This window comes from Jezberella montanilacus (assembly GCF_003003055.1).
In the GTDB taxonomy this organism is placed as follows: domain Bacteria; phylum Pseudomonadota; class Gammaproteobacteria; order Burkholderiales; family Burkholderiaceae_B; genus Zwartia; species Zwartia montanilacus.
Map to the genome: position 1 here is coordinate 323569 of NZ_PVTV01000013.1, position 26252 is coordinate 349820.

The following is a 26252-nucleotide window of genomic DNA, read 5'->3' on the forward strand; positions in this document are numbered from 1 at the left end:
CATGCTCATGCCGCTTGCCTCAATTCAGTTTGCGAACGTGCAACGAGCTTGATCTTGAGATCGGCGGCTATCGTCCCTTTTCGGCCATCTTCGAATTTGACCTCGGTTTCAATGTATTGATGGTCCAATCCATTGAAAAGTGCATCGACAAGCACGGCGTATTTTTCTGCAATGAAGGCACGTCTGACTTTGCGTGTCCGTGTCAGCTCATCATCATCAGGGTCTAATTCCTTATGCAGGATAAGAAAGCGGCTTACTTGAGATTCGGATAGCTTTGCGTCATCGCACAAATCACGATTGACCTGTTCGACGCAGTCAGCTATGAGCTGATAGACCTCGTCTCTTTGCGCCAGATCTGTATAGCCTGCGTAGGCTAAGCCTCTGCGTTCAGCCCAGTTGCCGACAGCTTCCAAGTCAATATTGATGAAAGTACACACCTCATTGCGATCGGCCCCAAAGGCGACCGCTTCTTTGATATACGGAAAAAATTTCAGCTTGTTCTCAATGTACTTGGGTGCAAACAACCCGCCACCGGCCAGCTTGCCAACATCTTTGGCACGGTCGATGATCTTGAGGTGCCCTGTATCGTCAAGATAGCCCGCATCGCCGGTGCGAAACCAGCCATCAAGCGTGAACGCCTCTCGCGTTGCAGCCTCATTGCGGTAGTACTCTTTAAACAAGCCTGGGCTCTTGAGCATGATCTCGCCATTTTCGGCGACGAGGATTTCAACACCGGTCACAGGTGGTCCGACCGTATCGGCTTTGACTTGTCCGTTGGGTTGAACACAGACAAAAACCGAAGTTTCAGTCGAACCGTACAACTGTTTGAGGTTGATGCCTATCGACCGATAGAACACAAACAGATCAGGCCCAATTGCTTCGCCGGCCGTGTAGGCAATGCGCACTCGGCTCATGCCAAGTGAATTTCTGAGCGGGCCATAAATCGTGAGGTCACCGATTTGGTAGAGGATTCGGTTCATCCAGCCAACGGGGTCTTCATCTAATATTTTTGCGCCAATCCTTTTCGCCACGCCCATCGCCCAGTGATAGAGTCTCTTTTTCAGGTGACCCGCGTCTTCCATGCGGATCATCACTTGCGTGAGCAAGCCTTCAAGCACGCGCGGTGGGGCGAAATAATAAGTTGGCCCGATATCACGCAAATCGATCATGACGGTTTCAGGCGATTCGGGGTGATTGACCGTAAAGCCCGTCACCAGCAGTTGGGTGTAGGAGAACATGTTCTGGCCAATCCATGCAGGGGGCAAGTAGGCGAGCACATCCTCTCTGTCTGTCAGCCCTTCCATCACTTCAACCGCCCGAGCTCGGTCGATCAAGGCGTAATTGGTTAGCACGACCCCTTTGGGCTTGCCTGTCGTGCCAGAGGTATAGAACATGGCGGCGGTATCTTCAGGCCTATTGGCCGCCACAGATTTTGCAAAAAGCTCGACATGTGCGGCTTGGTGCTTCTCACCGCGTTCAAGCAATTGTTTGAACGAGATGAGCCCGTCGTCCTTGTAGTGCCTTAATCCCCGGGGATCTTCGTACACAATGTGCTTGAGGGTTGGGCATTGAGTGCTAATCTCAAGCATCTTGTCGACTTGCTCTTGATCCTCAACCAAGACAACGGCGATGGCGGCATCCTGCAGCACATAAACCATCTCTTGAGCGACCGCGTCCTGATACAGCGGCACTGGAATAGCCCCAAGGGCCTGAGCAGCCATCATGCCCATGTAAAGCTCGGGTCGGTTTTCGCCGATGACGCCAACGTGATCCCCTCTTGCCACCCCCAGACCAACTAAGCCATGTGCAAGCTTCTGCACGTTTTCATAAACATCCGCCCAGGTAAATGTCCGCCAGATACCCAGATTTTTTTCGCGCAAAGCAGGACGACTGGCTCTGTCGCGCGCGTGCTCCAACAATAGCCCTGCAAAGGTATTGGATCTTGTTACGGTCCTGGATACGCTGCTGATCAAAACTGGTCGCCTCTATTTATCTTTTTTATGCCGATCTTCAATAGGGATCTTTTTACTACGCCGTCAAGTATCTAACTATTATGCAAGACCCTAATGAAGGGGCCGTTATCGTCAGACCTAGGGTATCCCCGATGCGTCACGATGGCTGTCCGTTAATATTCAGTTTTAGGAGAACACCTATGCGCATTTTTACCGCCGTATCCGGTTTATTTTTGATTGTTGGCTTCACCAGTGCTGCTTTAGCAGCGGATTCAAGCAAAACCAGCGAGTTGACGATCTCGCAGGCGTGGGTGCGTGCATCGGTTCCCGGGCAGACAAACGGAGCAGGTTATCTCACCATCGCGAACGGCACTGGCAAGGACGACAGGCTGCTCAGTGCCTCGTCGACTGCTGCCGGCAAACTGGAAATCCACGAGGTAGTAAGTGAAGGCGGCAATGCCAAAATGCGCGAAGTCAGCAGCGTGTCGATTCCCGCTAACGGCTCGGTGACCTTCGCTCCAGGCGGGTATCACATCATGTTTTTACAGTTGGCGACCGGTTTTAAGCCTGCCACTGCTGTGCCCGTCACCTTGAAGTTTGAGCAGGCAGGCGAGGTGTCGGTCACTTTTGATGTCAAGCCAGCAACCTACAACCCGAGTGCGGCCTCTGGGCATCAAATGCATGGCGGACATGAGCAAATGTCTGGCATGAAGCCTTGAAAATCCTAGATCGGCTTGGTTCGCGAACCAAAGATTGCTGAGCCAATCCGGACTTCCGTTGAACCTTCTTCTATGGCCAATTCAAAGTCCCCGCTCATGCCCATGGACAGCCTTGCTAGCTCGATGCCCGCAGGAGCCTCTTGTGCGGCTTGATCACGCAGCATTCGCAGCTTGGTGAAACAGGCTCTGACGGCTGTCTGGTCAGGCGTCAATTCAGCCATCGTCATCAAGCCCTTTACTTTCAGGGTTTGAAACTGAGCGAGTTGTTGTAAAAAGTCCTGAAGATGCGCTGGGTCGAGCCCTGCCTTTGATTCTTCGGGCGACGTTTTTACCTGTACCAGCACATCGATCGAGCGTCCCTCAAGTTGTAATCTGCGCTCAAGTGCTTCGGCTAATTCGAGCCGATCGAGCGACTGCAACTCGCTCGCAAGTTTGGCAACCTCCTTTGCTTTGTTCGTCTGCAGTTGTCCGATGACGACCCATTCGATTGCACAATCGAGCAGGACAGGCGTTTTTTGGGCAATCTCTTGTGTGCGGTTTTCGCCAAAGCGATGGAAACCCAGACCGACGGCTTCTCGGATGGCAGACTCATCAAACGTTTTGCTGACCGGCAACAAAACAACCTCGGCTGGATTGCGTCCAACCCGCGCGCACGCGTGGTCAATTCTTTGACGGATAGCCGCAATACGATTTGCCATCGTATCGGCGACAGGATTTTCTAGTGAGTTGGGAGCTGCGTTTGGATTCATCATCGGTCAGGTTCTCCAGGCTTCAAGCCATGCGTCTGGTACTTCAATGCCCTGCGTCTGGGCTTGCAATTTGAGGGCTTCGCGTCGGGCGCCTGGTAAGCGCACGCTCTCATCCACCAGCATCTCAGACACAAGCACCTCGATCCGATCCAGATATTGGTCGTTTCCAGCTAACGCTCCAGGATCAATTACGATAAATGCCTGTCCAATCCCTGGTCGATTTCCCTCGTCGACAAAAAAGCTCGAGGCTTCAAAACCGAATTTTCCTCCTATCAGGGCAGTGACCAACAGCTCAACAATCAAGGCCAACATGGCACCCTTGGGCGACGACGCAGCCCCCAGTGGGAGCATGGATCCTTCTAACCCCGCTTTAGGATCAGTCGTTGGTTGGCCTTGAGCGTCAAGCGCCCAGCCCAGGGGAATCGATCGCCCTTCTTTGGCGGCGACCATCAATTTGCCACGGGCAACTTCGCTCAAACTCAAGTCGATAGCCAACGGGCTTTTATCCCGACGCGGGAACACAGCCGCGATGGGGTTAGTACCAAAGATTGCGTGTCGACCACCTGCTGCTGGCATGGCCGCGGGCGAATTGGCGAAACCCAACCCCACCATCCCAGCCTCAGCGGCGGCACTCAGATGATCCACCACCACCCCGCAGTGATGGCTGCGCGCGACGCCCACCAGCGCAACACCGAACTGCTTTGCTGCCTCGACCGCCTCGCGCACAGCAAGCTCGCAAGCGGCAAATGCCAAACCTTCTTCGGCGTCTATGAGTAAGGCACCCCCTTTACGATTGAGAACCGTCGGAATAGCCTCACCATATACGCGGCCGTTACGCAAGTGACTGACATATTGCGCCACTCTTGACAAGCCGTGCGAACTCAATCCTTGCGCTTCAGCCAGCACCAGCGAGCGAGCGGTTGAGTCAGCCATAAGCTGATTGGCCCCTGCACGCCTTAACTGATCCGCGACCAGGGTCTGTAATTCGGTGATCGCCACTTTCATTTCACTGCCTCCCGCACCTTTTCAGGCGAAATTCGCGCCCAGTTCTGTGCGTTTCGCACCACAACGGTGATTATTGGCGATTTTGGTGCAAAACAGCGCTTGCTAATTGGCTTATTCATATCTTGCTCACACTCAACTTTGGGTTGTACGTCATTCGACGCATAGACAAATCAAAAATCTGGCACGAGCCTTGCTTGTAGCCAATCAACCTGAGCGACTCTCTCGCTAGGTATTGTAAGTTCAACCCGACCGGCCAAGCCGGCACATTTTGTCGTAGGAGCACTAATAATGAACCGCAGATTAGTTCTTAAACAAGTTACAGCTGCCAGCGTATTGGCAATGGCTGGTTGGATGCCTCAGTCTTTTGCCGCTGAAGGTACGATCAAAGTAGGTATTTTGCACTCTTTGTCTGGCACGATGGCTATCTCTGAAACAGCGCTGAAAGATGTCGCGTTGATGACCATTGACGAGATCAACGCTGCTGGCGGCGTTATGGGCAAGAAACTCGAGCCTGTGATTGTTGACCCCGCATCAAACTGGCCTTTGTTTGCTGAGAAAGCACGCGGCCTGATTTCACAAGACAAAGTTTCAGTGGTCTTCGGATGCTGGACATCCGTATCACGTAAATCAGTATTGCCCGTGTTCAAAGAGCTGAACAGCCTGTTGTTCTACCCAGTGCAATACGAAGGCCAAGAACTTGAAAAGAACGTGTTTTACACCGGCGCAGCACCTAACCAACAAGCTATCCCTGCCGTTGAATACCTGATGAGCGAAGATGGTGGCAGCGCCAAGCGTTGGGTTCTGTTGGGTACTGACTACGTTTACCCACGTACAACCAACAAAATCTTGCGCGCATTCTTGCTCAGCAAAGGCGTCAAAGAAAGCGACATCATGGAGACCTACACACCGTTCGGTCACTCTGATTATCAAACCATTGTTGCCAATGTCAAAGCCTTCTCACAGGGCGGCAAAACTGCTGTCGTTTCAACCATCAATGGTGATTCAAACGTTCCTTTCTACAAAGAACTGGGTAACGCTGGCCTGAAAGCAACTGACGTGCCTGTCGTAGCCTTCTCAGTGGGTGAAGAAGAACTGCGTGGCGTGGACACCAAGCCACTGGTTGGTCAAATGGCTGCCTGGAACTACTTCCAGTCACTCAAGAACCCAGTCAACGACAAGTTCGTTGCTCAGTACAAGGCCTACGCTAAAGCCAAAAACCTGCCTAACTACGCAACGGCTGTAACCAACGACCCAATGGAAGCAACCTACGTCGGGATGCACATGTGGAAACAAGCTGTTGAGAAAGCTAAGTCAACAGACACCGACAAAGTTATCGCTGCAATGAGCGGTCAAACTTTCGCGGCACCTGATGGCTTCACGATCAAAATGGACGAAACCAATCATCACTTGCATAAGCCAGTCTACATTGGCGAAGTGCAGGCTGACGGTCAGTTCAAGATTGTCTGGAAAACCAAAGCGCCCGTTCAAGCTGCACCTTGGAGCCCATTCGTTAACGGTGGCAAGCCTGAGTAAGGTTGGTTGAGTCAGATTGTTTAAGCAAAGCTGTTTGTTGAGTATCGGAACAAGCCCCGCAGGGGTTTGTTCCGAGTTAACCTACACGGCGTCATTAAAAAAATATGAGACCGCAAACCAATGAAGTCGATTTACCCCTCCTGGCAACGGCTGTTGCTCATCATGCTTCTGATTTTGCCCATGCATGCGGTCATGGCGCTGGATCTGGTCGAGAAAACGATCCTGGCGGGATTGGCGAGCGACAACAACAACGAGAAGATCGAATCTATCACTGCACTGGGGCAACTTACCAACCCGGGCGCGGCGGCGATTTTAGAAGCGCTTGGTAACGACAAGGTATTCGTCACCACTGACGGCACGATCCTGATTTCACAAGACGGCGGCAAGGCCTACGACCCCGCGACTGGTAACTCGATAGATACCCCTGCTGGCGCCGACACCATTACGATCAACAACAGACTGCGACGTGCCCTGCAAGCGGCTCAGGCAAGCGCTGAACTGTATTCTCCCTCAGCAGCAGTCCGTTTAGCTGCAGTGATGCGCTTACAAAAAGAAGCTGATGCTTCGCGCTCACCGATCATCAGCAAAGCCTTAGAGAAAGAACAGGACCCCCAGATCAAACAAGCCTTGAAAATTGCCCTGGCATCGTCAACCATCAAGGGCGGCGATACTGCCGCGCGTCGCCAAGCCGCTTTCACCCTGGGAGAAAGCGGTGATGCCGGCTTTAGGCCAATCTTGGCAGCCATGCTACAGAAAGATGCAAACGGTAAATTTAACGAACCTGAAAACGATGTCCGTCTTGCCGCTGAAACAGCGATCAATCAGATTGACCGGCATCAGACAATCGTTGCTTGGGTCGGGAATATATTTTTTGGCATCAGCTTAGGCAGTGTCTTATTACTTGCCGCGCTGGGGCTCGCCATCACGTTTGGCTTAATGGGCATCATCAACATGGCTCATGGCGAACTTCTGATGATTGGCGCGTACTCAACCTATGTCGTGCAATCTTTATTTAAGGCCTATTTACCTGGCATGCTTGATTGGTATCTCGTTGCAGCATTACCTGTTGCCTTTCTCGTTACAGCACTTGTGGGTATGGCACTCGAGCGAACCGTAATCCGCTGGCTTTATGGCCGCCCCCTTGAGACACTGCTTGCAACTTGGGGTATCAGTCTGATGCTCATGCAAGCGGTTCGTAGTTTTTTTGGGGCACAGAACGTCGAAGTGGCCAACCCCAGCTGGATGTCAGGGGGGGTCACCGTCTTGGGTAACTTAGTGCTCACCTACAACCGCATGGTCATCATCGCCTTTGCCTTATGTGTCGTAGGCATTGTCTGGTTGGTGCTGAATCGCACACGCTTAGGCTTATTTGTTCGAGCCATTACTCAAAATCGGCGGATGGCTGATTGCGTAGGGGTCGCGACTGGAAAGATCGATATGCTTGCCTTCGGCCTCGGCGCTGGCATCGCAGGCCTTGCAGGGGTGGCCTTATCGCAATTGAGCAACGTCGGGCCTGACTTGGGTCGGGGTTATATCGTTGACTCTTTCATGGTGGTGGTTTTGGGTGGCGTCGGCCAACTGGCCGGCACCGTAGTCGCAGCAATGGGTCTGGGTATGCTCAACAAATTCATTGAGCCCTTCTGGGGCGCGGTAATCGCCAAAATCGCGATCTTGTTATTTATTGTCCTGTTTGTGCAGAAGCGCCCGCAAGGTCTATTCGCACCGAAAGGCAGGAGTGCCGAATAATGACCGCCTTATCCTTAAACCTTCGCCCTCGTTCGATGGATGGCCTCTTTAGCCCCAAGGCCTGGCTGGCGCTGATTATGGTGCTGGCCTTATTTGCCTCGCTGCCAATACTGAATTTGAGCTTTCCTGAGGGACATGCTTTGCACGTTTCAAGCTATGCAATCAGCTTGATTGGCAAATTCACCTGCTATGCAATGGCTGCCCTCGCTCTGGATCTCGTCTGGGGCTATGCCGGCATCTTGTCGCTCGGTCACGGCCTGTTCTTTGCGCTTGGCGGCTATGGTATGGGCATGTATCTGATGCGCTCTGGCAAAGCATCGCCAGACATCGTGCCAGATTTCATGACTTTCCTAAGCTGGAAGTCCTACCCCTGGTTCTGGTCGTATACCGAGCATTTTTGGTATGCCCTACTGTTGATTTTGCTTGTACCCGGTTTGTTGGCCTTTATATTTGGTTTCTTCGCCTTCAGGTCTCGAATCAAGGGTGTGTATTTTTCTATCATTACGCAAGCGCTTACTTTTGCTGCAATGCTGCTGTTTTTTCGCAACGAAACTGGGTTTGGCGGCAACAATGGGTTTACGGACTTCAAACGTATTCTGGGGTTTGATATCACCTCACCTCAAACGCGCGCAGTGCTTTATTGGGCATCGCTCTTAGCGCTTACAAGCGCCTTGATTTTGGGTCGTGCGATCACCAAATCCAAATTGGGTCGAGTGCTGACCGCGGTTCGTGACGCTGAGAGCAGGCTGCGTTTTTTGGGCTATGAGCCCCTCGGCTTCAAGTTATTTGTATGGACCGTCTCAGCCATGATTTGCGGCGTGGCGGGGGCTCTGTATGTGCCACAAGTTGGCATCATCAATCCAGGCGAAATGTCGACAGAAAACTCAATCGAAATGGTGATTTGGGTCGCAACAGGTGGTCGCGGCACCCTTATCGGCCCAATCATCGGCGCAGGCGTGATCAACGGCCTTAAGACTTGGTTCACCAGTGCTTTACCCGAGTTCTGGCTCTATGCACTTGGCCTGATTTTTGTACTCGTCACCTTGTTTTTGCCCCAGGGCATCGTCGGACTGATCCGTCGCATCACCCGTCAGGATAAGGCGTGAGCATCATGACAACTTCACATACGACGAATCCGCACTCATCAAATAGTCAGGACGCCAGCGCAGGCGGGGAGGCCTCCTATGGCCGCTTTAAAACTCGCGGCGTTGACACTACTCATGGTGCCATCCTCTATCTAGAATCAATCAGTGTTGTATTTGACGGGTTTAAAGCACTGAACGATTTGTCGCTCGATATTGGTGTTGGTGAATTGCGTTGCATCATCGGCCCCAATGGCGCGGGCAAAACAACCATGATGGATGTCATCACGGGTAAAACCAAACCCACATCCGGCACCGCATTCTTTGGTCAAAGCATTGATCTCACCAAAATGCACGAGTCTCAAATCGCAGATATCGGCATTGGCAGAAAGTTTCAACGGCCGACTGTTTTTGAACAACACACTGTGTTCGAAAATCTTGAACTCGCCATGAAAATGAACAAGGGTGTTAAATCTACTTTGTTCTCGCGCCTGTCCGGCGAGCAGCGGGACAAGATCGGTGAAACGCTCGAGCTATTGCGTTTAACCAGCGAATATCAACGTGAGGCCGGTCTGCTTTCTCACGGACAAAAACAATGGCTAGAAATCGGTATGCTGCTCATGCAAGAGCCTCTGCTTCTGTTGTTGGATGAGCCGGTTGCCGGCATGACTGACGCAGAAACTGAGCGCACAGGTGAATTACTGAACGATCTGCGCGGCAAGCATTCACTGGTGGTGGTTGAACATGACATGGATTTTGTGACTCAGATTGCCCAACAAGGCAAAGTCACGGTGTTGTGCGAAGGCTCTGTTTTGGCCGAAGGCACCATGGCGCAAGTGCAAAGCGACGAACGTGTCATCGAAGTGTATTTAGGGCGCTAGCATCATGCTGACTGTGAAAAATATTGATCAATACTACGGTAGCAGTCACACGCTCAAGGGTGTGTCGATGGATGTTAAACGTGGTGAGTGCATGGCCTTGCTCGGGCGAAACGGCGTGGGCAAAACCACTTTGCTCAAGTGCCTGATGGGCGTTGAAAACATTCGCAGCGGCTCGATCAGCTTCGAAGACCAGGAAATCAGTCAGTTCAAACCACACATGCGTGCAGCACTGGGCATGGCCTACGTCCCCCAGGGACGTGAAATATTTGCACGCCTGACTGTGGAAGAGAACATCCTGATGGGTATGGCAACAAAATCAGGTCGCCAGGCGAAGCAAATCAAAGAAGAGATCTACGACCTTTTCCCCATTCTTAAATCCATGTTGCACCGTCGAGGTGGGGATTTGTCAGGTGGTCAGCAGCAACAGCTAGCGATTGCCCGTGCGCTGGTTGCAGAACCTAAGCTTATTATTTTTGATGAACCGACTGAAGGTATTCAACCTTCAATCATCAAAGATATCGGTCGAGTCATCCGACTGCTGCGCGATCGCGGCGATATTGCCATCCTGCTCTGCGAGCAATACTTCGACTTTGCGCATGAACTGGCGGATCGGTTTGTCGTGCTCTCTCGGGGCGAAGTCGTGGCGTCAGGTGATAGAGAGGCGATGGACGGCGACGACGTAAAAAGGCACTTGTCGGTTTAACCCTGACCCGTATTATCTGCTCCGAGCGCTGGCGCTCTAGCGTAAAACCTCGCCATCTGGTTAGATCGCCTCCAGATAAAATGATCGGACGATCATAGAGATTTGAGGCAAATCATGATTTGGGATGTCATTGTGGTGGGTGGCGGCAATGCCGCACTATGTAGCGCGCTCATGGCCAGAGAGGCAGGTGCCACCGTGCTGCTGCTCGAATCCTCTCCCAAAGCCTGGCGTGGCGGTAACTCGCAACACACCCGCAACTTACGTTGCATGCACGATGCGCCTCAAGACGTATTGGTGGATGCCTATCCCGAAGAAGAATACTGGCAAGATCTGCTCAAAGTAACCGGTGGGCAAACGAACGAAGAGCTTGCTCGCCTGGTGATCCGCGAATCCTCGACTTGTCGTGACTGGATGCGCAAGCATGGGGTGCGTTTTCAACCACCCTTGTCAGGCACTTTACATGTCGCAAGAACCAACGCGTTCTTTATGGGTGGCGGCAAAGCTTTGGTCAACGCCTATTACCGCAGCGCAGAAAATCTCGGTGTCGATATCCTCTATGACTCGCCGGTTGATGATCTTGAGATCAAAGACGGCTTGTTTGTCGCAGCTAAGGTCGGTGACAAAAGGTACGAAGGTCACAGCGTGGTGCTGGCCTGTGGTGGCTTCGAATCGAATATTGACTGGATGCGAGAGGCTTGGGGTCAGAACCAATTTGGCGAGTATCCAGCTGATAATTTTCTGATCCGGGGTACTCGTTACAACATGGGGTCAGTGCTTAGAGTCATGATGCGCGAAGGCGCCGACACAATGGGCGATCAGACTCAAGCGCATTGCGTCGCGATTGACGCTCGCGCCCCCTTGTACGACGGCGGCATCTGCACGCGACTCGATTGCGTATCGCTTGGTGTGGTGGTCAACAAAGAAGCCAAGCGCTTTTATGATGAAGGCGAAGACTTCTGGCCTAAGCGTTATGCGCTCTGGGGTCGTCTGGTGGCTTTACAGCGAGGGCAAACTGCTTACGTTGTGATTGACTCAAAGGCTATTGGTCGCTTCATGCCACCTGTGTTTGAAGGTGTAATCGCCGATACCCTGCCAGAGCTCGCGCACAAGCTTGACCTCGATGTCGAGACCTTCATGCAAACCATCAATGATTTCAACGCGGCCTGTCAACCAGGCACGTTTGATCACAATATCCAAGATGATTGTTTCACCAAGGATCTCACGCCCGCTAAAACCCACTGGGCGAGGCCGATCAACCAGGGCCCCTTCTATGGATACGCCCTGAAGCCCGGAATCACCTTTACCTATTTCGGCTTACAGACGGATAAGCAGGCAAGCGTATTTTTTGGTGGCAAGGCAAGTCCGAATATGTTTGCAGCGGGTGAAATCAACGCAGGTAATGTTCTGGGTAAAGGCTATACAGCGGGCGTGGGGATGTCTATCGGTACTGCCTTTGGCCGTATCGCAGGCACACAGGCCGCAAAGGCAGCAGCGCGCATTAAAGCACTGCAAACCAAGCAACAAGGGGTAGCACATGCAGTCGCTTGATTCACTGACCCGCGAAGCACAAGACCTGGCAGGCAAAAGCAACCGGGAATCGGCAGAACACACCATCACTTGGCATGACAAGAAGCTGACGCACAACGAATCTGAAGTCGCCAGACAGATGCAGATTTGTAACGCCTGTCGCTATTGCGAGGGGTTTTGCGCTGTCTTCCCAGCGATGGCGAGACGGCTTGATTTCAAGAACAAAGCAGATCTCAATTATTTGGCTAATCTTTGTCACAATTGCGGCGCCTGTCTGCATGCGTGTCAATACGCGCCGCCACACGAATTCGCCGTCAACATCCCACAGGCAATGGCGCGCGTGCGTCTTGAGACCTATACGGATTTTGCTTGGCCGGTCAGTTTCGGCAAGCTTTACAAAAACAATGGTGTCACGGTAGCGCTTGCAACGGCCTTCGGTCTAACCTTATTTTTAATCCTGACCATCTTAGCGAACGGCTCTTTGGTGAGCCCACCGGGCAATGGCGGTAACTTCTATTCGATTTTTCCGCACAACACACTGGCGCTGATGTTTGGCATCGTGTTCGGTTATGCAGTGCTTGCGCTAGGGATTGGCGTGGCTCGCTTCTGGAAAGAAATCACGCCGGGTCAGGCAAGCGCGGTCGCTGCGGGTGAAGCGCTGCACAACGTCTTGCAACTCAAATACCTCGACGGTGGTCATGGCGAAGGCTGTAATGACGAAGATGACAAATTTACCCTGCGCAGGCGTAATTATCATCATCTGACGTTCTACGGCTTTCTACTCTGTTTTGCAGCGACCTCGACCGCCACAATCTTTCATTATGTCCTCGGTTGGGAAGCGCCCTACTCCTACACCAGCCTACCGGTCATTTTAGGTACGCTGGGCGGCGTCGGTTTGCTGATCGGCCCGATAGGACTGATGCGCTTGAATATTCGGCGGGCACCCGCGCATGGCGACAAAGCCCAAAAGCCCATGGATCATGCCTTTATCAGTTTGTTGATTTTGACCAGCGCTTCGGGATTAGGCTTGTTGATCTGGCGCGACTCAAGCGCGCTAGCGGTATTGCTCGCTCTGCATCTCGGCATCGTGATGGCGTTATTTTTGACTATGCCTTATGGCAAATTCGCTCACGGGATATTTCGCAGTGCTGCGCTACTCAAATGGTCGATTGAAAAGCGTCTGCCAAATAAACTGGGGCTGGGGTCAGAGTAAAGGCAGTCAGCCCAGACCCACCATACGCTTTAACCCCAACCACTGTTGCGCAAAGAAGCCACGGCCGTAATCGCGGCCACCGGCTTCAGGCAACTGATCATGGATGCCAGTCGCTGGATAGTGATTGTCGAAATGTCCCGTACTGAACAGCACATCCCAAACGGGAAACAACACCGCAAAGTTGTTTCCCTTTGCGGGCCCGGCCGAAGACACGTCAAAAGCAATTGAATGGTGCTGCCGATGAAAGCGCGGGCTGACTAGCAAGCGCTCACCCAGGCGACCAAAACTCAGACGCACGTTCGAATGCGAAAAGCTTTCGACCAACTGGGTAAATACAACGATCATCACGAACTGTGCCGGTGGCACACCAATCGCCAAAGAGACAAAAACGATCACGGAGTCGTGCAAAACACTATCCAACAAATGATTGCGGTTATCGCTCCACATCGTCATTTGTCTCTGACTATGATGAACCGCATGTAATGCCCATAACCATTCAAAGCGATGCTGAGCGCGGTGATACAGGTACTCAACTAAATCGAAGGCGATCAAATAGATGATCAAGCTCATCCAGGGCCGATCAGTCACCCCAGGCCAGACTTCGTCCAGACTAAAGGGAGAAAATCCCATCACGTGCGCCCAACCCGCGGTCTCATCCCAAAGAGGCCGAATCAAGAAAAAAAGTACGATACGGAAAAGCGCCAAGCGGTGGATGAGCGTATAAACAATGTCGAGACGCACTTGCCCGCGATCAATCACAGGCTCGACTGGACGCCATCTCTGCAACGTCCCGAAAACAATTAATAAAAAGCCAATTTGCAAGAGACCAATCAGCAACCACATGGTCCAATCGTAGGCCTCTTCGATCACACTGCCCAGGCCAACGTTAAATAAAAATGGCTGCACCACTGCCTCAAAGAGCACCTGCTGCACCACGTCGAACCAATCCAGAACATTACTCACTGCTGGTCCCCTTCAGACGCATAAGACCCCGATACTCAGGGTGCTGATCAAGCGTTGCAAAACAGAAGCCTTTGTCCTTCAAACCTGCAATCAGCGGCTCGAAAACTGCCGGAGCCCACGGATCTTTTCTTGACCAAATGCCCAGATGAACCAAAATAATTTCGCCTGGCTTGACTGTATGCAAAGCCCTATCTAATAAGGCGCTATTAGGATATTTCTCGCTTGGCAACTCGTCGCCCATGAACCCTGCCGGCGTCCAAGGCACATGGGTATAGCCACAAGTCTTTGCAGCAGCCAACAATGCAGGCGAGGTTTTACCTCCGGCAGACCGAAATATTGGCACCATCTTTTTACCTGTCATTTGCTCGAACCGATCACGCGATCGATCCAGTTCTTGACAGTATTCATCACCACTGATGATTTTGACTTTATTGGCATCAGGCCCCGCACTGGGTTTGACACGAAACGTGCCGTCAGGCAAGTCGGCCTGCCAATACACATGATCGAAGGTATGCGAACCAAACACGTGCCCTTGATCCGCCAATTGCTTCCACCACGGGGCCCAGACATCATCCATGCTTGAGCCACCTGTTTTAGTGCGCTCGTTTGCTAGAAAAAAAGTTGCCTTGACGTTCTGTCGATTGAGCACATCGATCATTTGGGTCGCTACCCCCATGTGCCCCGTATCTATCGTTAAATAGACAGGCTTGTCACAGGCTTGATTGGCTTGGTCATGCGTCTCATTTTGTGCAATCGAGGCAACATGGCCTGCCATCAAAACAAGCAACCCTATGGACGCTGCCGCGTTACGACCGGCTCGCATAATTCAGTGTCCAGACACCATGGGGGGATTTGCCCACTGCCACTGTCTTGACCACCACTTTCTTTTCAAGATCGATCACGGCAAGCTTGCCAGCCCAGCGTGCGGTGACAAGCAGGGTTTTACCGTCAGCCAGCACTTCCATGCAATCGGGCCCGGCAGGCGTTTTATAGGTATCCACGACTGTCATGGTCTGCAAATCGATACGACTAATGGTATTAGCCGAGCGATTACTGACAAATAAATGGCGTTTATCGCCTTGCGACCGAAAGGCGTGAGCGCCGTCGCCAGTTTGAATGGTTTTGACCAACTTGGCGGGACCGTTCGACACGTCATAAACCTGCACGCCTGTGCCACCCGTCAAGGCAACTAGGATATTTTTATCATCTGATGTCAGAAAAATATCTGCAGGTGTTTTACCAACAGGCACGACCCACAAGGGTTTCTGGGTTGCTAGATCCACGGCCATTAATTCGTCGCTATCTTGCAAAGAAGCGTAAACAACAGTGCTTGTCGTGTTGATCGCAAGATGGCTCGGTGTTTTACCGGTTGGAATACGTTTGGCCAAGACAGGTTCGAATCCGCTGCCTTTTGCTTGCCATTTGTAAATATCCACATGATTCAGACGGTTAGCTGCGGTCACAAACCATTTCATATCTGGCGAAAATCGCAGGTGATAGGGATCAACCATATCCGCAAGGGTGCGCTGGATATCACCGGTCTTCGGATCAATAAAGGTAATCGTGTTGCCTGTCGCATTGGCGACCAGGGCAGACTTACCATCTGGTGTCATATAAATGTGGTGAGGCTCTTTACCGACAGGAACTCGTTTGATCTCTGTATAGGTGACCGGGTCAATGATGCTCACGCTTGCGCTTAGCGAATTCAAGACCAAAATGGGAGGCGCTGCCCATGTCAGCGCAGACGACAAAAGACTCGCCAAAACGAGACCTGCACGAAGAATCCAGCGACTATTAAACATTTACATCCTGATAAAAAACCTTACATACATTTTCTCACAAAGCCCTTGGACATTGTTTATTTGCCTAGTATTGTTCCCAATCTGGTGAATTTCACTAAAATATTCACTTAGTTCAAGTTTTTATGAGGGCTCTCATGGTGATGCGCGAACTAGACCGAATTGATCTCAAGATTCTGGACGTCCTTCAGCGCGACGGCAGGATATCAATCACGGATTTGGCTGACAAGGTCAGTTTATCTGCGACCCCCTGTTCCGAGCGAGTGAAACGCATGGAGCGCGAAGGTGTGATAACTGGCTATTACGCTCGGGTAAATCCCGCGGCTCTGGGCAAAAACTTGCTGGTTTTTCTCGAAATCAAGCTATCTGCCAAATCAGGCGAAGTGTTCGACAAGGTCAAAGAGGAACTGCTTTACGTGCCGGAAGTGATGGAATGTCATCTGGTGTCGGGTGACTTCGATTACCTGGTCAAAGCCAGATTGCCAGAGATGAATAAGTATAGACAACTGCTCGGTGAGATTCTCAAACGCCTGCCTGCTTCGGCTGAATCACGCAGTTATGTTGTGATGGAAGAGATTAAAGAAACGCTCTACTTACCGGTTGATCGTTAAGATTCAGGTGCAAAGCCGAGCCATCTGTATTACAGTAAGCAATATTAGGAAATTTCCTACCTTTAACAACGGGTTACGACAGTTTTGTAGCCAATACTCCGGTATGAACACCGCAACGAGGTTCGCATGAACGCAATTACAGAGCACATGAGTCTGTCCACTGAATTGGATATGTCCAACTATTGGATGCCTTTCACGGCCAATCGTCAGTACAAAGCCCAACCGCGCTTACTCAAAGGCGCGAAAGGTATGTACTACACGACAGCGGACGATCGCAAAGTGATTGATGCGAGTGCGGGACTCTGGTGCGTGAACGCTGGCCATGGCCGCGATGAAATTATTGAAGCCGTACATAAGCAAATGATGGAAATGGACTACGCGCCCTCCTTCCAGATGGGGCACCCCATCGCGTTCGAAGCAGCAAGCAAAGTGGCGGCTGTGATGCCTGCAGGCCTTGACCGTATCTTCTTTGCGAACTCCGGCTCTGAAGCCGTTGATACTGCCCTGAAGATTGCCCTGGCATATCACCGCGCGCGAGGCGAGGGCACTCGCACCCGGTTGATCGGTCGCGAGCGTGGCTACAACGGCGTTGGCTTTGGCGGTATCTCAGTGGGTGGCATTCCCGCCAACCGCAAGGCCTTTTCTGCCAATCTGATCCCGGGCGTTGATCACCTGCCACATACACTCAATCTTGAACATGCAGCTTTCAGCAAAGGTCAGCCAGCGTGGGGTGAGCATTTAGCCGACGAGCTCGAGCGCATCGTTGCTTTGCATGATGCCTCCAACATTGCAGCGGTTATTGTTGAGCCAGTTGCCGGTTCCACCGGCGTGCTGATCCCACCACAGGGTTATCTGCAGAAGTTGCGCGATATTTGTACCAAGCACGGCATTCTGTTGATCTTTGATGAAGTGATCACAGGTTTTGGTCGCCTCGGCGCAGCGACGGCCAGCGAATTGTTTGGCGTGACGCCCGACCTCATTACCCTTGCCAAGGCGATTAACAACGCATCGATCCCGATGTCTGCCGTTGCCGCCTCGCAAAAGATTCACGATACCGTCATCAACAGCGGCGCCGCCAATTCAATCGAACTCTTTCACGGCTACACCTACTCTGCTCATCCCGCCGCGGCAGCAGCGTGTATCGCGACACAAGACATTTACCAGCGCGAAGGTTTGTTTGGCCGCGCCGCTTTGCTGGCTCCGAAATTTGAAGCAGCGATTCACAGCTTGCGTGGTGAGCCTTTCGTCAAAGATATCCGTAACCTTGGTCTCATGGGTGCGGTTGAACTCGACTCGCGTGAGGGTGCACCAGGTGCTCGCGCCTACGAGGCTTTCTTGAAGTGTTTCGAGAACGGTGTTCTGCCTAGATTTACAGGCGATATTCTGGCCTTCTCGCCACCATTGATCGTCAGCGAAGCGCAGATCGACGAGATCTTCTCAACTGTCAGAATGGCCTTGCGCAGCATCAAATAATTTATAGCGCATCAGTCAGATAGCTGTGCCCGGCCAGGCTGGTCGGGCATTTTTTCTCGTGACGAGCTTTAGCTCTCGGACTGAATGTTGGCGTCTCGTGCCACCTTGGTCCACAGCTCAATGTCGCGCTGCACGAGTTGTTTAAACTCTGCTGGACCCGCTGCTTGAGCGACCAAACCAAAGGATGCCAACATTGAGAGGCTATCTGCTTGAGCGAGTATCTTTCTAAATTCATCGCTCAACCGACCAACAATCTCTGCCGGCAATCTGGTCGGGCCAAAAATGCCGTACCAACTATCCGCAATAAACTTGATCCCCTGCTCATCAAAAGTTGATATGTCTGGCAAAGCAGGCGAGCGTCTGGTGCCCGCGGCCGCCAAGGCGATGATCTTGCCGGCTTTTACCTGAGGTGGCGATGCACCTCCATCCCCAAAAGCAACCACAATCTGGCCACCAACTAGATCATTAATCATGGGCGCTACGCCTTTGTACGGTACGTGCTGCATGTCAAGCTTAGCGATTTTCTTGAGATATTCACCGGCAAAATGACCACCTGAGCCGTTACCCCACGATCCGAAGCTATAGACACCAGGATGCGCTCGCACAACCTCAATGAACTCAGCAACCGTCCGCGCCGGGAAGCTCGGATGCACCAGCAGGAAATTAGGTGAATATCCCAGCAGACTAATCGCCGTGAAATCCCCAATCGGATCATAAGTTTGTTTAACGCCCATCGCGACGGGCAACGCGTGCGTGCCCGTGATGCCAACAGAAATTGTGTAGCCATCAGCCGGGGCTGCAGCACACGCCTGTGAGCCAATCATGCCGCCTGCCCCCGATCGATTATCAACAATCACAGATTGATTTAAAGCGACCGATAGCTGTTTAGCCAGGAAACGTCCGATCAGATCCGTCCCGCCCCCGGGCGGAAACGGCACGATCAGTTTGATGGGTTTATTTGGATAATCTGCCTGTGCCGCGTGGACCGACCTACCAGCAAAGGTCGTTAAGCTTGAACCGATTGTTGCCGCTCCTGCCAGGCCAATTAAATCTCTTCTATTTTTATCCATGATTTATTGTCTCCGCTACAGCAATTCATTATTCGATTTTTATATTTGCCGCCTTAATCACTTTAGACCAACGGTCAGTTTCTTTTTGAATCATGGCACCAAACGCTTCTGGCGTGCCGTAAACCAGATCAACGCCCTGATCGCTTAACTTGGCCGCAGTCGCCTTATCAGACAAGACGGCATTCAATTCTTTGTTGAGGCGCTTAACAATCTCTGGGTCCATTTTGGCAGGTCCGACGAAGCCATACCAAGTCCCCACGTCGTAGCCTGGTAAACCTGCCTCAGCGATAGTAGGTATCTCTGGCGCCACTTGCGAGCGTTTGGCCGTCGTTACCCCCAAAGCACGTAGTTTGCCTGTCGCAATCAACGGCAACATGGTTGGCAGGTTAGGAAACATCATCGTGACTGTGCCCGACATCACGTCAGGGATAGCCACACTCGTCCCTTTATAGGGAATATGATTGAGCTCGACACCCGCTTCCTTCATAAAAACTTCAGCGGCCAAATGCACGGAACTACCGTACCCAGATGAGGCCACATCGAGCTTACCTGGATGCGCTTTTGCATAAGCGATCAGCTCTTTGAGGTCTTTGAACGGCGAATTACCCGCGATCACTAAAACATTCGGAGCTGTCAACACCTGGCCGATAGACGTGAAATCGTTGATTGGGTCGTATTTAGCGGATGGGTATAGCGAAGGATTGACCGCATGCCCGACTGAAGTAAAAAATAAGGTATAGCCATCGGAGGCGGATCTGAGCACTGATTCGGTCGCTACCCCGCCATTTGCACCGGGCTTATTTTCAACAACGATGGGCTGACCGAGCCGCTCGCTCATGCCTTGCGACACGATCCGCGCCACCGTGTCGGTTGTGCCACCTGGTGTAAAACCAACAACAACCCGTATTGGCTTTTCGGGGTAGGCCGCCAACGTATATCCAGGTGCCAGTCCACACGCGAAAAGTAAAAAAGTCCCTGCCAATCGAGCAAATAAGGTGATTTTCAAGACGTATGGCTCCTTGTGTCAACCGCAATCACTGCCGCAAAGTGTAACTGCCTGTTAAAGTCATGCGAACACATATTTGGAGGATCCTTTCATGGACTGGCAACAACCGTTTCAATCTGGCCGTAAACCCTTGCTGGCACGTAATGTCGTGTCAACCTCGCAACCTCTTGCGGCTCAGGCGGGCATCGCAGCGATCGCTCGGGGCGGAAATGCCGTCGATGCCGCATTGGCCACCGCAATCTGCCTGACCGTCGTTGAGCCCACCATGAACGGCATCGGTGCCGACAACTTCGCCCTGATCTGGGACGGTAGTAAGTTGCACGGTCTGAATGCCTCTGGTCGCGCGCCCGCAGCCTGGAGCCCTGAGCGTTTCAAAGATTTGAGCAAAATGCCCGAGCGCGGCTGGGACACAGTTACTGTGCCTGGCGCCGTATCCGGTTGGGTCGCGCTATCGAAAAAATTCGGAAAGTTGCCTTTTGCAGACTTATTTAAGGATGCCATACGCCACGCACGTGACGGCTTCCCTGTTGGGCCAACAGTCGCTCGCCAATGGGCCACGCAATCAGTCGACCTCGCGGACGTTCCCGGCTACCGGCAAGCTTTTTTGCCAAAGGGACAGCCGCCCAAAGCAGGTGAGATCTGGCGCTTTGCCGACCAGGCCACGACGCTTGAAGACATCGCCGCGACGGGTGGCGAATCCTTTTATCGGGGCCGCCTTGCCAAAGCGATTGCAAGCTTCGCCAAGGAGTGTGGTGGTGCAATGACTGAGGCTGATCTGGCTAGTCATCAAGCCGACTGGGTAGAGCCGATCAGCACGAACTTCCGCGGGCATGATATCCACGAGATCCCCCCTAACGGACAAGGTATCGCTGCCTTGCTTGCACTGAATATCCTTTCGCATCTGCCTTACGATCAAACTGCCGTCGGCTCACCAGAACGTATGCATCTTGAAATCGAAGCGATGCGCGTGTCCTTTGCCGATCTGTATGCGCACATTGCTGATCCAGCGCACATGCGCGTGACCTCAGAAGAGATCTTGTCTGACAGCTACGCCGCCAAGCGCGCCAGCTTGATCGATGTCAGAAAAGCAGGTCAGTACAGTGCTGGTTCACCCAAAGTGGGCGGTACGGTTTACCTGTGTGCGAGCGACGCGAGTGGCATGATGATTTCGCTGATCCAGTCCAACTTTAAAGGATTTGGGTCTGGTGTGGTCGTGCCTGGCACCGGCATCGCCTTGCAGAATCGCGGTTCAGGTTTTGTATTGACGCCAGATCACCCCAATCAGGTGGCTGGCGGCAAACGTCCCATGCACACCATCATCCCGGCCTTCATGACTCGTGATGGCACGGCAGAGATGGCATTCGGCGTCATGGGTGGCAACATGCAGGCGCAAGGCCATATGCAAATGGTGCTGCGAAATGTGGTCGAAGGTCGCAATCCACAAGCCTGCGCCGATTCACCACGCTGGCGTATCAATGACGTTGGTGATCTGATGCTAGAGAAGCACGTGCCACAAGCCGTTGTCGATGGCCTGATCGCGATGGGACACAAACCGACGGTGACACCGGCGGATAGCCTGGATTTTGGTAGCGCTCAGCTTATCCAGAAACTGGAAGGTGAGACCCAGGCTGGCGGTCACGCGTATGCAGCTGGTTCGGATCCACGCAGAGATGGCCAAGCTATCGGTTATTAAGTAAAGGCCTGGTACGTTGGATCTTATTGAACATTGAACGACACGAGTTCACCGGTCAATTTGTAGTTCAACGTACCGTCTTCACCGTAGGTTTCATTGATTAACTTGATGTAACGCTTGGTTTCCGGGACGTACCAGTAAGCTTGGTAGACTCTGCCCGACGTCACCTTCTCATTAGTGACGGCGGTTGATCCCATGGCCGCGTCTGGATCGGGTTTGCTTTTCGCCTGCCCCGGTGCCAGCGGAGTTGTCGTGCGCGCAACCCACTTGCCCTCAGCTTCGATCTTGATAGCGTAAAACTGCCCCGCTTTAACAATGATCGATTCAGGCTGAAGCACTTCGTAATCAATTGTCGTTTCTTGTTTCTTATTAGCAGTGTCTTCGTTGTATTTGATTTGCCATTTTTTACCCTTCACTAAGGGGAAATCAAAGGGCTGGGCAATCACCACCTCTTTATCATTAATCGTTCTAAAGTCAGACCAATTCAAGCCCTGTACAAAGGTCCGAGATGGGGCGGTACTGCCAATCGTTGACGCAGTAACGTAAATCCCCGAGCGCGTAACCCGTGCAACTGACAATTCGTTTCGATAGTCTGTCCAACGGCCATTACTAAAGCTGTTGAAAGTGTAGACCCATTTATTGCCCTCTTCAACCGCTGGCTGCGGGATTTTGGGATCAGGTGCGGCGGTTGCCGCAAGGGCCGAATCAATCGTGCACAGCAAGCCGATTGACAAGGTAAGCGACAAAAATAGTTTGTTCATAAGGGGTGACTCACGATGATTTACAGATTTTTTTGCATGACTTTCAAAAACAAATCGCTCGCTAGCCACTGATCAAGCCAACGACGGGTCTGAGGCCATGGGCTGCTATCGAACCACGCCCGATCCACGGCTGCAAACTGCCGCACAAACGGGAAAATAGCGATATCAGTAAGACCTGCCCGATCGCCGTGTAAGTAAGCATAGTTGGAAAGCGCCGCCTCAAGTCTGGTGATCAAGCAGTCGACACCCTGATCGCGGTAATACGTCTGAGGATGCTCTGGATAGCGCTCAAAGTATTTATACCGATCAAGCCATTTCTTGAAGGGGCCATCGTTAATCGAAATCAAATGCTTGCTAGTTTCGCTCGCGGCATACGCCAGCCAGTCAGCGGGATCGTTCTGATCTAAGGCCCAGCGCATAATCGCCACGCTTTCGTCAATCACTTCACCATTTGCGCACTGAAGGACTGGCACCGTCGCTTTAGGCGATATCGCCAACATCTTGGCTGGCTTAGCTCGCAAACTCACCTCATGGACTTCAACGGCAACTCCAGATTGCCAAATCGCCATCCGTGCGCGGATCGCGTAAGGGCAACGTCGAAAGGAGTAAAGCTTGGTTTGCATCTCATGATTATAAATTGACCATACCTTCAATCACGACATGCACGTCACCCCCAATCCAAACCGACCCCTCGCTACCAGGCGTCACCGTCACTCGCCCTGAACGACCAATTTTGGTGCCTTGTGCAACGGTGTATGGTCTGGCCAGCCTACCATTAGCCTTAAGCCACTGCGCAATCGCTGCGTTCAAGGATCCTGTAATCGGATCTTCAGTCATGGTGCTTGAGAAGCCAAACATCCGTACCTCATAGTCGCACTCGCTTGCAGGCTCATGCGGCGCAAACAAACCAACAAATTGATATTGTGGCCAGTTTAACTTCGCGGCATCAACAGCCAACACATCCGCAGCGCTTTTTAGCTCAAACAACAGCCACGTCGGTCCGTTACAGAGTTCGGCTGTGTTAACAATACTTGCCTCGGACAAGCCAAGCACCCCAGCGATACCCGCTCTCTGTGCTGGATCCATCGGTTTGATTGTGGTGGGCGGCGCGGCAAACGCAAACATCGGTGCTTTTGAAGCATCTACCTCGACAATGCCAATCCTACATTCTTGGCGAACAATCCCCGGGGTTTTCGGGATACCACCGCTCTGCAACCATGTTGCACAGCTCCCCAGCGTTGGATGCCCCGCAAACAACATCTCTTGCGCCACGGTAAAAATCCGCACGCGATAATCAGCCGCTGGATCAGTCGGTGGCAACAAGAATGTTGTCTCCGAAAGATTCGTCCAGGTTGCAAATTTTTGCATCTGCTCAGTACTTAAACCTTCACCGTCAACAACGACGGCAAGGCCATTACCTTGCAGCGCCACGGGACTAAAAACATCACACTGAACGAATCGACGGTTTTTCAATGACTGATCCCTAGCTAATCAAGTTTTCATTGATTTTAGCTTCGGTGTCAAAAGACGAGGTAATGAAAGACGAAACATCAACACACCCCCCTTGACGGTTTGTTTTTGCTCTTATCCGTCTTCAAGTAATATTAGCTAGCCGTAGAAGTACAAAATAAGCAGTCAGCAGGGCAGCAAGCGGATCAGCACTTCTGATCTATACCCCACAATTTTCCGCCGACGTTATTCCGATCAATTTGCAGCCACCACTGACATGGCCTCGTTACTCGACTCGAAAGACAATCCAATCAGAATACTGATCGTTGACGATTCTGCAGTGATTCGTCGCACGATACGTCACGCGCTGATTGCACATTCTGATCTGGAAGTAGTTGGGACTGCAAATGATGGGGCGGCGGCAGTCGCATTTGTTCAGCACACAAAACCTGACGTCATGATTCTCGACGTTGAGATGCCAATCATGGATGGGATCACTGCCTTAAAAGAGATCCGAAAGTCAGACTGGTCTTTGCCTATTATTATGTTTAGTTCGCTCACTAAAGTAGGCAGTCAAAGTACCCTGACAGCGCTCACTGAGGGCGCAAGTGACTACGTGGGTAAACCCGACAACACAAGTGATATGCAAGAGTTTTTGACTGTACTCGAGCAAACGCTTATTCCCAAAATCCGAGCCCTTTGCCCGGACAAGGGACTGAATACAGGACTCGCAGTCAGGAAACTGGCACGCAACAATACAAAAGATGTATTAAAGCCGCGAACCGCTCCAGACCTTAGTGTTGCACCACACCCCGTCCCCAGCTCTCCTGCCAAACTGTTTGATAACAACCCGATTGAAGCGGTTTGTATCGGCGTATCTACCGGCGGCCCGGCAGCTTTAGTAACCGTATTTTCGCAATGGACAGAGCCATTGAAAGTGCCGGTATTTATCGTGCAGCACATGCCGGCGCAATTCACAGAGTTGCTTGCTAAAAAGTTAACTAGTATTAGCGGAATGCCAGTAAAAGAAGCAGTGCACGGCGAGGTCGCGATTGCGGGTCAAGCCTACCTCGCGCCGGGGGGCCACCATATGACTGTTAAAGACATCGGTGGCAGGATTGCCACTCACTTGAACCAAGATCCCCCTGAAAATTTTTGCCGACCTGCAGTGGACGTCCTCTTTCGATCTGCAGCACGGGCATATGGAAGCCGCCTGCTCGGCGTTGTACTAACCGGTATGGGCAGTGACGGAATGCTCGGTGCCCAGCACATTATTCAAGCAAAGGGACAAGTCATTGCGCAGGATGAGGCGACTAGCCTCATTTGGGGTATGCCTGGCGCTGTCGTCCGTGCAGGCTTGGCTCAAAAAATCTTGCCACTAGACGAGATACATACTGAGATAAGCCTGATGGTTTCACGAAAAAGATCTTTAGCATAAGGACGATTTGTGAATCCTCACTTACTTACCACCTTTTGCGCGTTGCTCGAGTCTAATGCGGGGATATCACTGGATTTATCAAAAGAATATCTCATCAAGGCACGTTTAGATCCGGTCGCCAGAAATAACGGTTTTACCGATTGCGAACAGCTGCTACAAAAACTCGTTTCGTCACCGCTTGAAGCGCTGCATTGGACGGCGTTTGAAGCTATGGCGACTCATGAAACATTGTTCTTTCGTGACAGTTATCCTTTTGAAATGCTTCGAGAAACAGTCCTGCCGTCCCTTATAGCTGCGAGAAAAGCATCGAAACAGCTAAATATATGGTGTGCGGCCGCATCGACAGGGCAAGAACCCTACAGTCTTGCAATGCTTCTGCAAGATTTTGAAGCTCAGTTGCAAGGGTGGTCAATCAAGATACTCGCAACAGATATATCAGCTACGGCCCTTGATGTAGGCCGCAAAGGCCTTTACTCAAAGCTAGACACAAGTCGTGGCCTGACGAAAGAACAAATTGCCCGTTTCTTTACCCGTACAGAAGGTGATGCTTATCAAATATCGTCAAAACTCAGGTCGTTGGTTGAATTCAGAACACTGAACTTAATTACGCCTTGGTTCATGTTGCCTAAATTCGATTTGATTTTGATTCGAAATGTCTTAATTTATTTCAATCGAGTGCATCGGGATTTGGTGCTGAATAAAATCCACCAGCAACTTGCGGATGAACAAAGCTACCTAATGCTTGGTTCTTCTGAATCTATATTTTCCAGCGACAGCTATCAAGCCGTGCGAATCGGTCGCGGCTCAGTTTATCAATGGTCTCGCCGCTAAGTTGCTGACTTATCTTTAGTTATCTTGGCTTTTTAGACAGTCAGGCCG

The 26252-nt window shown here is 51.8% G+C and carries 24 protein-coding genes; 13 read left to right on the forward strand and 11 right to left on the reverse strand.

What is annotated here, in order from left to right; genetic code table 11:
- Nucleotides 1–5: 5 nt before the first annotated feature.
- Nucleotides 6–1973, reverse strand: coding sequence for an AMP-binding protein (locus BCM14_RS09165; RefSeq protein ID WP_106227704.1), 1968 nt, complete (start codon nucleotides 1971–1973; stop codon nucleotides 6–8).
- A 179-nt stretch (nucleotides 1974–2152) separates the two neighbouring features.
- Between BCM14_RS09165 and BCM14_RS09170 the strand changes: the two genes are divergently transcribed.
- Nucleotides 2153–2671: a copper chaperone PCu(A)C gene (locus BCM14_RS09170; RefSeq protein ID WP_106227705.1), complete on the forward strand. Its 519-nt coding sequence runs from the start codon at nucleotides 2153–2155 to the stop codon at nucleotides 2669–2671.
- A gap of 5 nt (nucleotides 2672–2676) precedes the next feature.
- Here the strand turns inward: BCM14_RS09170 and BCM14_RS09175 are convergent, their stop codons facing one another.
- Both BCM14_RS09175 and BCM14_RS09180 read right to left on the reverse strand, forming a co-directional pair.
- A complete protein-coding gene (locus tag BCM14_RS09175) occupies nucleotides 2677–3423 on the reverse strand; it encodes a YggS family pyridoxal phosphate-dependent enzyme (RefSeq protein WP_259673516.1) in 747 nt (248 codons plus the stop codon).
- A 3-nt stretch (nucleotides 3424–3426) separates the two neighbouring features.
- Nucleotides 3427–4425, reverse strand: a complete 999-nt coding sequence (locus tag BCM14_RS09180; RefSeq protein ID WP_106227706.1) for an Ldh family oxidoreductase — start codon at nucleotides 4423–4425, stop codon at nucleotides 3427–3429.
- A 288-nt stretch (nucleotides 4426–4713) separates the two neighbouring features.
- On the opposite strand from BCM14_RS09180, the gene urtA reads away from it, so the two are divergent.
- From urtA to tcuB, 7 genes are all read left to right on the forward strand, one after another.
- Nucleotides 4714–5958, forward strand: coding sequence for an urea ABC transporter substrate-binding protein (urtA, locus tag BCM14_RS09185; protein WP_106227707.1), 1245 nt, complete (start codon nucleotides 4714–4716; stop codon nucleotides 5956–5958).
- A 120-nt stretch (nucleotides 5959–6078) separates the two neighbouring features.
- On the forward strand, nucleotides 6079–7704 hold the full coding sequence (urtB, locus tag BCM14_RS09190) for an urea ABC transporter permease subunit UrtB (RefSeq protein WP_106227708.1): 1626 nt from the start codon (nucleotides 6079–6081) through the stop codon (nucleotides 7702–7704).
- The gene (gene urtC / locus BCM14_RS09195) at nucleotides 7704–8810 is read left to right on the forward strand and encodes an urea ABC transporter permease subunit UrtC (protein ID WP_106227709.1); all 1107 of its coding nucleotides are present in this window, start codon (nucleotides 7704–7706) and stop codon (nucleotides 8808–8810) included. Before urtB ends, urtC begins: the two co-directional genes overlap by 1 nt.
- A gap of 5 nt (nucleotides 8811–8815) precedes the next feature.
- The gene (gene urtD / locus BCM14_RS09200; protein ID WP_106227760.1) at nucleotides 8816–9667 is read left to right on the forward strand and encodes an urea ABC transporter ATP-binding protein UrtD; all 852 of its coding nucleotides are present in this window, start codon (nucleotides 8816–8818) and stop codon (nucleotides 9665–9667) included.
- 4 nt (nucleotides 9668–9671) lie between these two features.
- Nucleotides 9672–10370 (forward strand): urea ABC transporter ATP-binding subunit UrtE, encoded by a 699-nt coding sequence (gene urtE, locus BCM14_RS09205; protein WP_106227710.1) that lies wholly within the window; start codon nucleotides 9672–9674, stop codon nucleotides 10368–10370.
- A gap of 117 nt (nucleotides 10371–10487) precedes the next feature.
- Nucleotides 10488–11918 carry an FAD-dependent tricarballylate dehydrogenase TcuA gene (gene tcuA, locus BCM14_RS09210; protein ID WP_106227761.1) on the forward strand — a complete coding sequence of 477 codons (1431 nt, stop codon included), beginning with the start codon at nucleotides 10488–10490 and terminating at the stop codon, nucleotides 11916–11918.
- The gene (tcuB, locus tag BCM14_RS09215) at nucleotides 11905–13110 is read left to right on the forward strand and encodes a tricarballylate utilization 4Fe-4S protein TcuB (RefSeq protein WP_106227711.1); all 1206 of its coding nucleotides are present in this window, start codon (nucleotides 11905–11907) and stop codon (nucleotides 13108–13110) included. Before tcuA ends, tcuB begins: the two co-directional genes overlap by 14 nt.
- A gap of 6 nt (nucleotides 13111–13116) precedes the next feature.
- On the opposite strand, the gene BCM14_RS09220 is transcribed toward tcuB, so the two are convergent.
- From BCM14_RS09220 to BCM14_RS09230, 3 genes are read right to left on the reverse strand one after another with little or no spacing between them, the layout of a single operon-like run.
- A complete protein-coding gene (locus BCM14_RS09220; protein ID WP_259673517.1) occupies nucleotides 13117–14073 on the reverse strand; it encodes a sterol desaturase family protein in 957 nt (318 codons plus the stop codon).
- Nucleotides 14066–14848: a polysaccharide deacetylase family protein gene (locus BCM14_RS09225; protein ID WP_259673528.1), complete on the reverse strand. Its 783-nt coding sequence runs from the start codon at nucleotides 14846–14848 to the stop codon at nucleotides 14066–14068. The genes BCM14_RS09220 and BCM14_RS09225 overlap by 8 nt, the downstream gene beginning before the upstream one ends.
- 31 nt (nucleotides 14849–14879) lie before the next feature.
- Entirely contained in the window at nucleotides 14880–15875 is a 996-nt protein-coding gene (locus BCM14_RS09230; RefSeq protein ID WP_106227713.1) for a YncE family protein, read from the reverse strand.
- Nucleotides 15876–16015: 140 nt separating this feature from the next.
- Here BCM14_RS09230 and BCM14_RS09235 point away from each other — a divergent pair, with 140 nt between their 5' ends.
- Nucleotides 16016–16483 (forward strand): Lrp/AsnC ligand binding domain-containing protein, encoded by a 468-nt coding sequence (locus BCM14_RS09235; protein ID WP_106227763.1) that lies wholly within the window; start codon nucleotides 16016–16018, stop codon nucleotides 16481–16483.
- Between the two features lie 126 nt (nucleotides 16484–16609).
- A complete protein-coding gene (gene aptA, locus BCM14_RS09240) occupies nucleotides 16610–17956 on the forward strand; it encodes an omega-aminotransferase AptA (RefSeq protein WP_259673518.1) in 1347 nt (448 codons plus the stop codon).
- A 68-nt stretch (nucleotides 17957–18024) separates the two neighbouring features.
- Here aptA and BCM14_RS09245 read toward each other — a convergent pair whose 3' ends face one another.
- Together BCM14_RS09245 and BCM14_RS09250 are read right to left on the reverse strand one after the other, a co-directional pair.
- Nucleotides 18025–19026: a Bug family tripartite tricarboxylate transporter substrate binding protein gene (locus tag BCM14_RS09245; protein ID WP_106227715.1), complete on the reverse strand. Its 1002-nt coding sequence runs from the start codon at nucleotides 19024–19026 to the stop codon at nucleotides 18025–18027.
- Between the two features lie 28 nt (nucleotides 19027–19054).
- Nucleotides 19055–20032 (reverse strand): Bug family tripartite tricarboxylate transporter substrate binding protein, encoded by a 978-nt coding sequence (locus BCM14_RS09250; RefSeq protein ID WP_106227716.1) that lies wholly within the window; start codon nucleotides 20030–20032, stop codon nucleotides 19055–19057.
- 91 nt (nucleotides 20033–20123) lie between these two features.
- Between BCM14_RS09250 and BCM14_RS09255 the strand changes: the two genes are divergently transcribed.
- Nucleotides 20124–21725, forward strand: coding sequence for a gamma-glutamyltransferase family protein (locus tag BCM14_RS09255; protein ID WP_106227717.1), 1602 nt, complete (start codon nucleotides 20124–20126; stop codon nucleotides 21723–21725).
- Nucleotides 21726–21748: 23 nt separating this feature from the next.
- Here the strand turns inward: BCM14_RS09255 and BCM14_RS09260 are convergent, their stop codons facing one another.
- From BCM14_RS09260 to BCM14_RS09270, 3 genes are read right to left on the reverse strand one after another with little or no spacing between them, the layout of a single operon-like run.
- Complete coding sequence (locus BCM14_RS09260; protein WP_106227718.1) at nucleotides 21749–22486, reverse strand: hypothetical protein; 738 nt, start codon at nucleotides 22484–22486, stop codon at nucleotides 21749–21751.
- Nucleotides 22487–22506: 20 nt separating this feature from the next.
- Nucleotides 22507–23109 carry a glutathione S-transferase gene (locus BCM14_RS09265; protein WP_106227719.1) on the reverse strand — a complete coding sequence of 201 codons (603 nt, stop codon included), beginning with the start codon at nucleotides 23107–23109 and terminating at the stop codon, nucleotides 22507–22509.
- Between the two features lie 7 nt (nucleotides 23110–23116).
- A complete protein-coding gene (locus BCM14_RS09270; RefSeq protein ID WP_106227720.1) occupies nucleotides 23117–23959 on the reverse strand; it encodes a PhzF family protein in 843 nt (280 codons plus the stop codon).
- 253 nt (nucleotides 23960–24212) lie between these two features.
- Here BCM14_RS09270 and BCM14_RS09275 point away from each other — a divergent pair, with 253 nt between their 5' ends.
- A complete protein-coding gene (locus BCM14_RS09275; RefSeq protein WP_106227721.1) occupies nucleotides 24213–25373 on the forward strand; it encodes a protein-glutamate methylesterase/protein-glutamine glutaminase in 1161 nt (386 codons plus the stop codon).
- A gap of 9 nt (nucleotides 25374–25382) precedes the next feature.
- Nucleotides 25383–26204 carry a CheR family methyltransferase gene (locus tag BCM14_RS09280; protein ID WP_106227722.1) on the forward strand — a complete coding sequence of 274 codons (822 nt, stop codon included), beginning with the start codon at nucleotides 25383–25385 and terminating at the stop codon, nucleotides 26202–26204.
- Nucleotides 26205–26252 lie beyond the last annotated feature (48 nt).

Coding starts and splice junctions, on each gene's coding strand:
- tcuB (WP_106227711.1), top strand. CDS start 11,905: ATGCAGTCGCTTGATTCACTGACCCGCGAAGCACAAGACCTGGCAGGC.
- BCM14_RS09255 (WP_106227717.1), top strand. CDS start 20,124: ATGGACTGGCAACAACCGTTTCAATCTGGCCGTAAACCCTTGCTGGCA.
- BCM14_RS09245 (WP_106227715.1), bottom strand. CDS start 19,026: ATGGATAAAAATAGAAGAGATTTAATTGGCCTGGCAGGAGCGGCAACA.
- BCM14_RS09265 (WP_106227719.1), bottom strand. CDS start 23,109: ATGCAAACCAAGCTTTACTCCTTTCGACGTTGCCCTTACGCGATCCGC.
- BCM14_RS09180 (WP_106227706.1), bottom strand. CDS start 4,425: ATGAAAGTGGCGATCACCGAATTACAGACCCTGGTCGCGGATCAGTTA.
- BCM14_RS09225 (WP_259673528.1), bottom strand. CDS start 14,848: ATGGCAGGCCATGTTGCCTCGATTGCACAAAATGAGACGCATGACCAA.
- aptA (WP_259673518.1), top strand. CDS start 16,610: ATGAACGCAATTACAGAGCACATGAGTCTGTCCACTGAATTGGATATG.
- BCM14_RS09235 (WP_106227763.1), top strand. CDS start 16,016: ATGCGCGAACTAGACCGAATTGATCTCAAGATTCTGGACGTCCTTCAG.
- urtC (WP_106227709.1), top strand. CDS start 7,704: ATGACCGCCTTATCCTTAAACCTTCGCCCTCGTTCGATGGATGGCCTC.
- urtA (WP_106227707.1), top strand. CDS start 4,714: ATGAACCGCAGATTAGTTCTTAAACAAGTTACAGCTGCCAGCGTATTG.
- BCM14_RS09275 (WP_106227721.1), top strand. CDS start 24,213: ATGGCCTCGTTACTCGACTCGAAAGACAATCCAATCAGAATACTGATC.
- BCM14_RS09260 (WP_106227718.1), bottom strand. CDS start 22,486: ATGAACAAACTATTTTTGTCGCTTACCTTGTCAATCGGCTTGCTGTGC.
- urtE (WP_106227710.1), top strand. CDS start 9,672: ATGCTGACTGTGAAAAATATTGATCAATACTACGGTAGCAGTCACACG.
- BCM14_RS09230 (WP_106227713.1), bottom strand. CDS start 15,875: ATGTTTAATAGTCGCTGGATTCTTCGTGCAGGTCTCGTTTTGGCGAGT.
- BCM14_RS09170 (WP_106227705.1), top strand. CDS start 2,153: ATGCGCATTTTTACCGCCGTATCCGGTTTATTTTTGATTGTTGGCTTC.
- urtB (WP_106227708.1), top strand. CDS start 6,079: ATGAAGTCGATTTACCCCTCCTGGCAACGGCTGTTGCTCATCATGCTT.
- urtD (WP_106227760.1), top strand. CDS start 8,816: ATGACAACTTCACATACGACGAATCCGCACTCATCAAATAGTCAGGAC.
- BCM14_RS09175 (WP_259673516.1), bottom strand. CDS start 3,423: ATGATGAATCCAAACGCAGCTCCCAACTCACTAGAAAATCCTGTCGCC.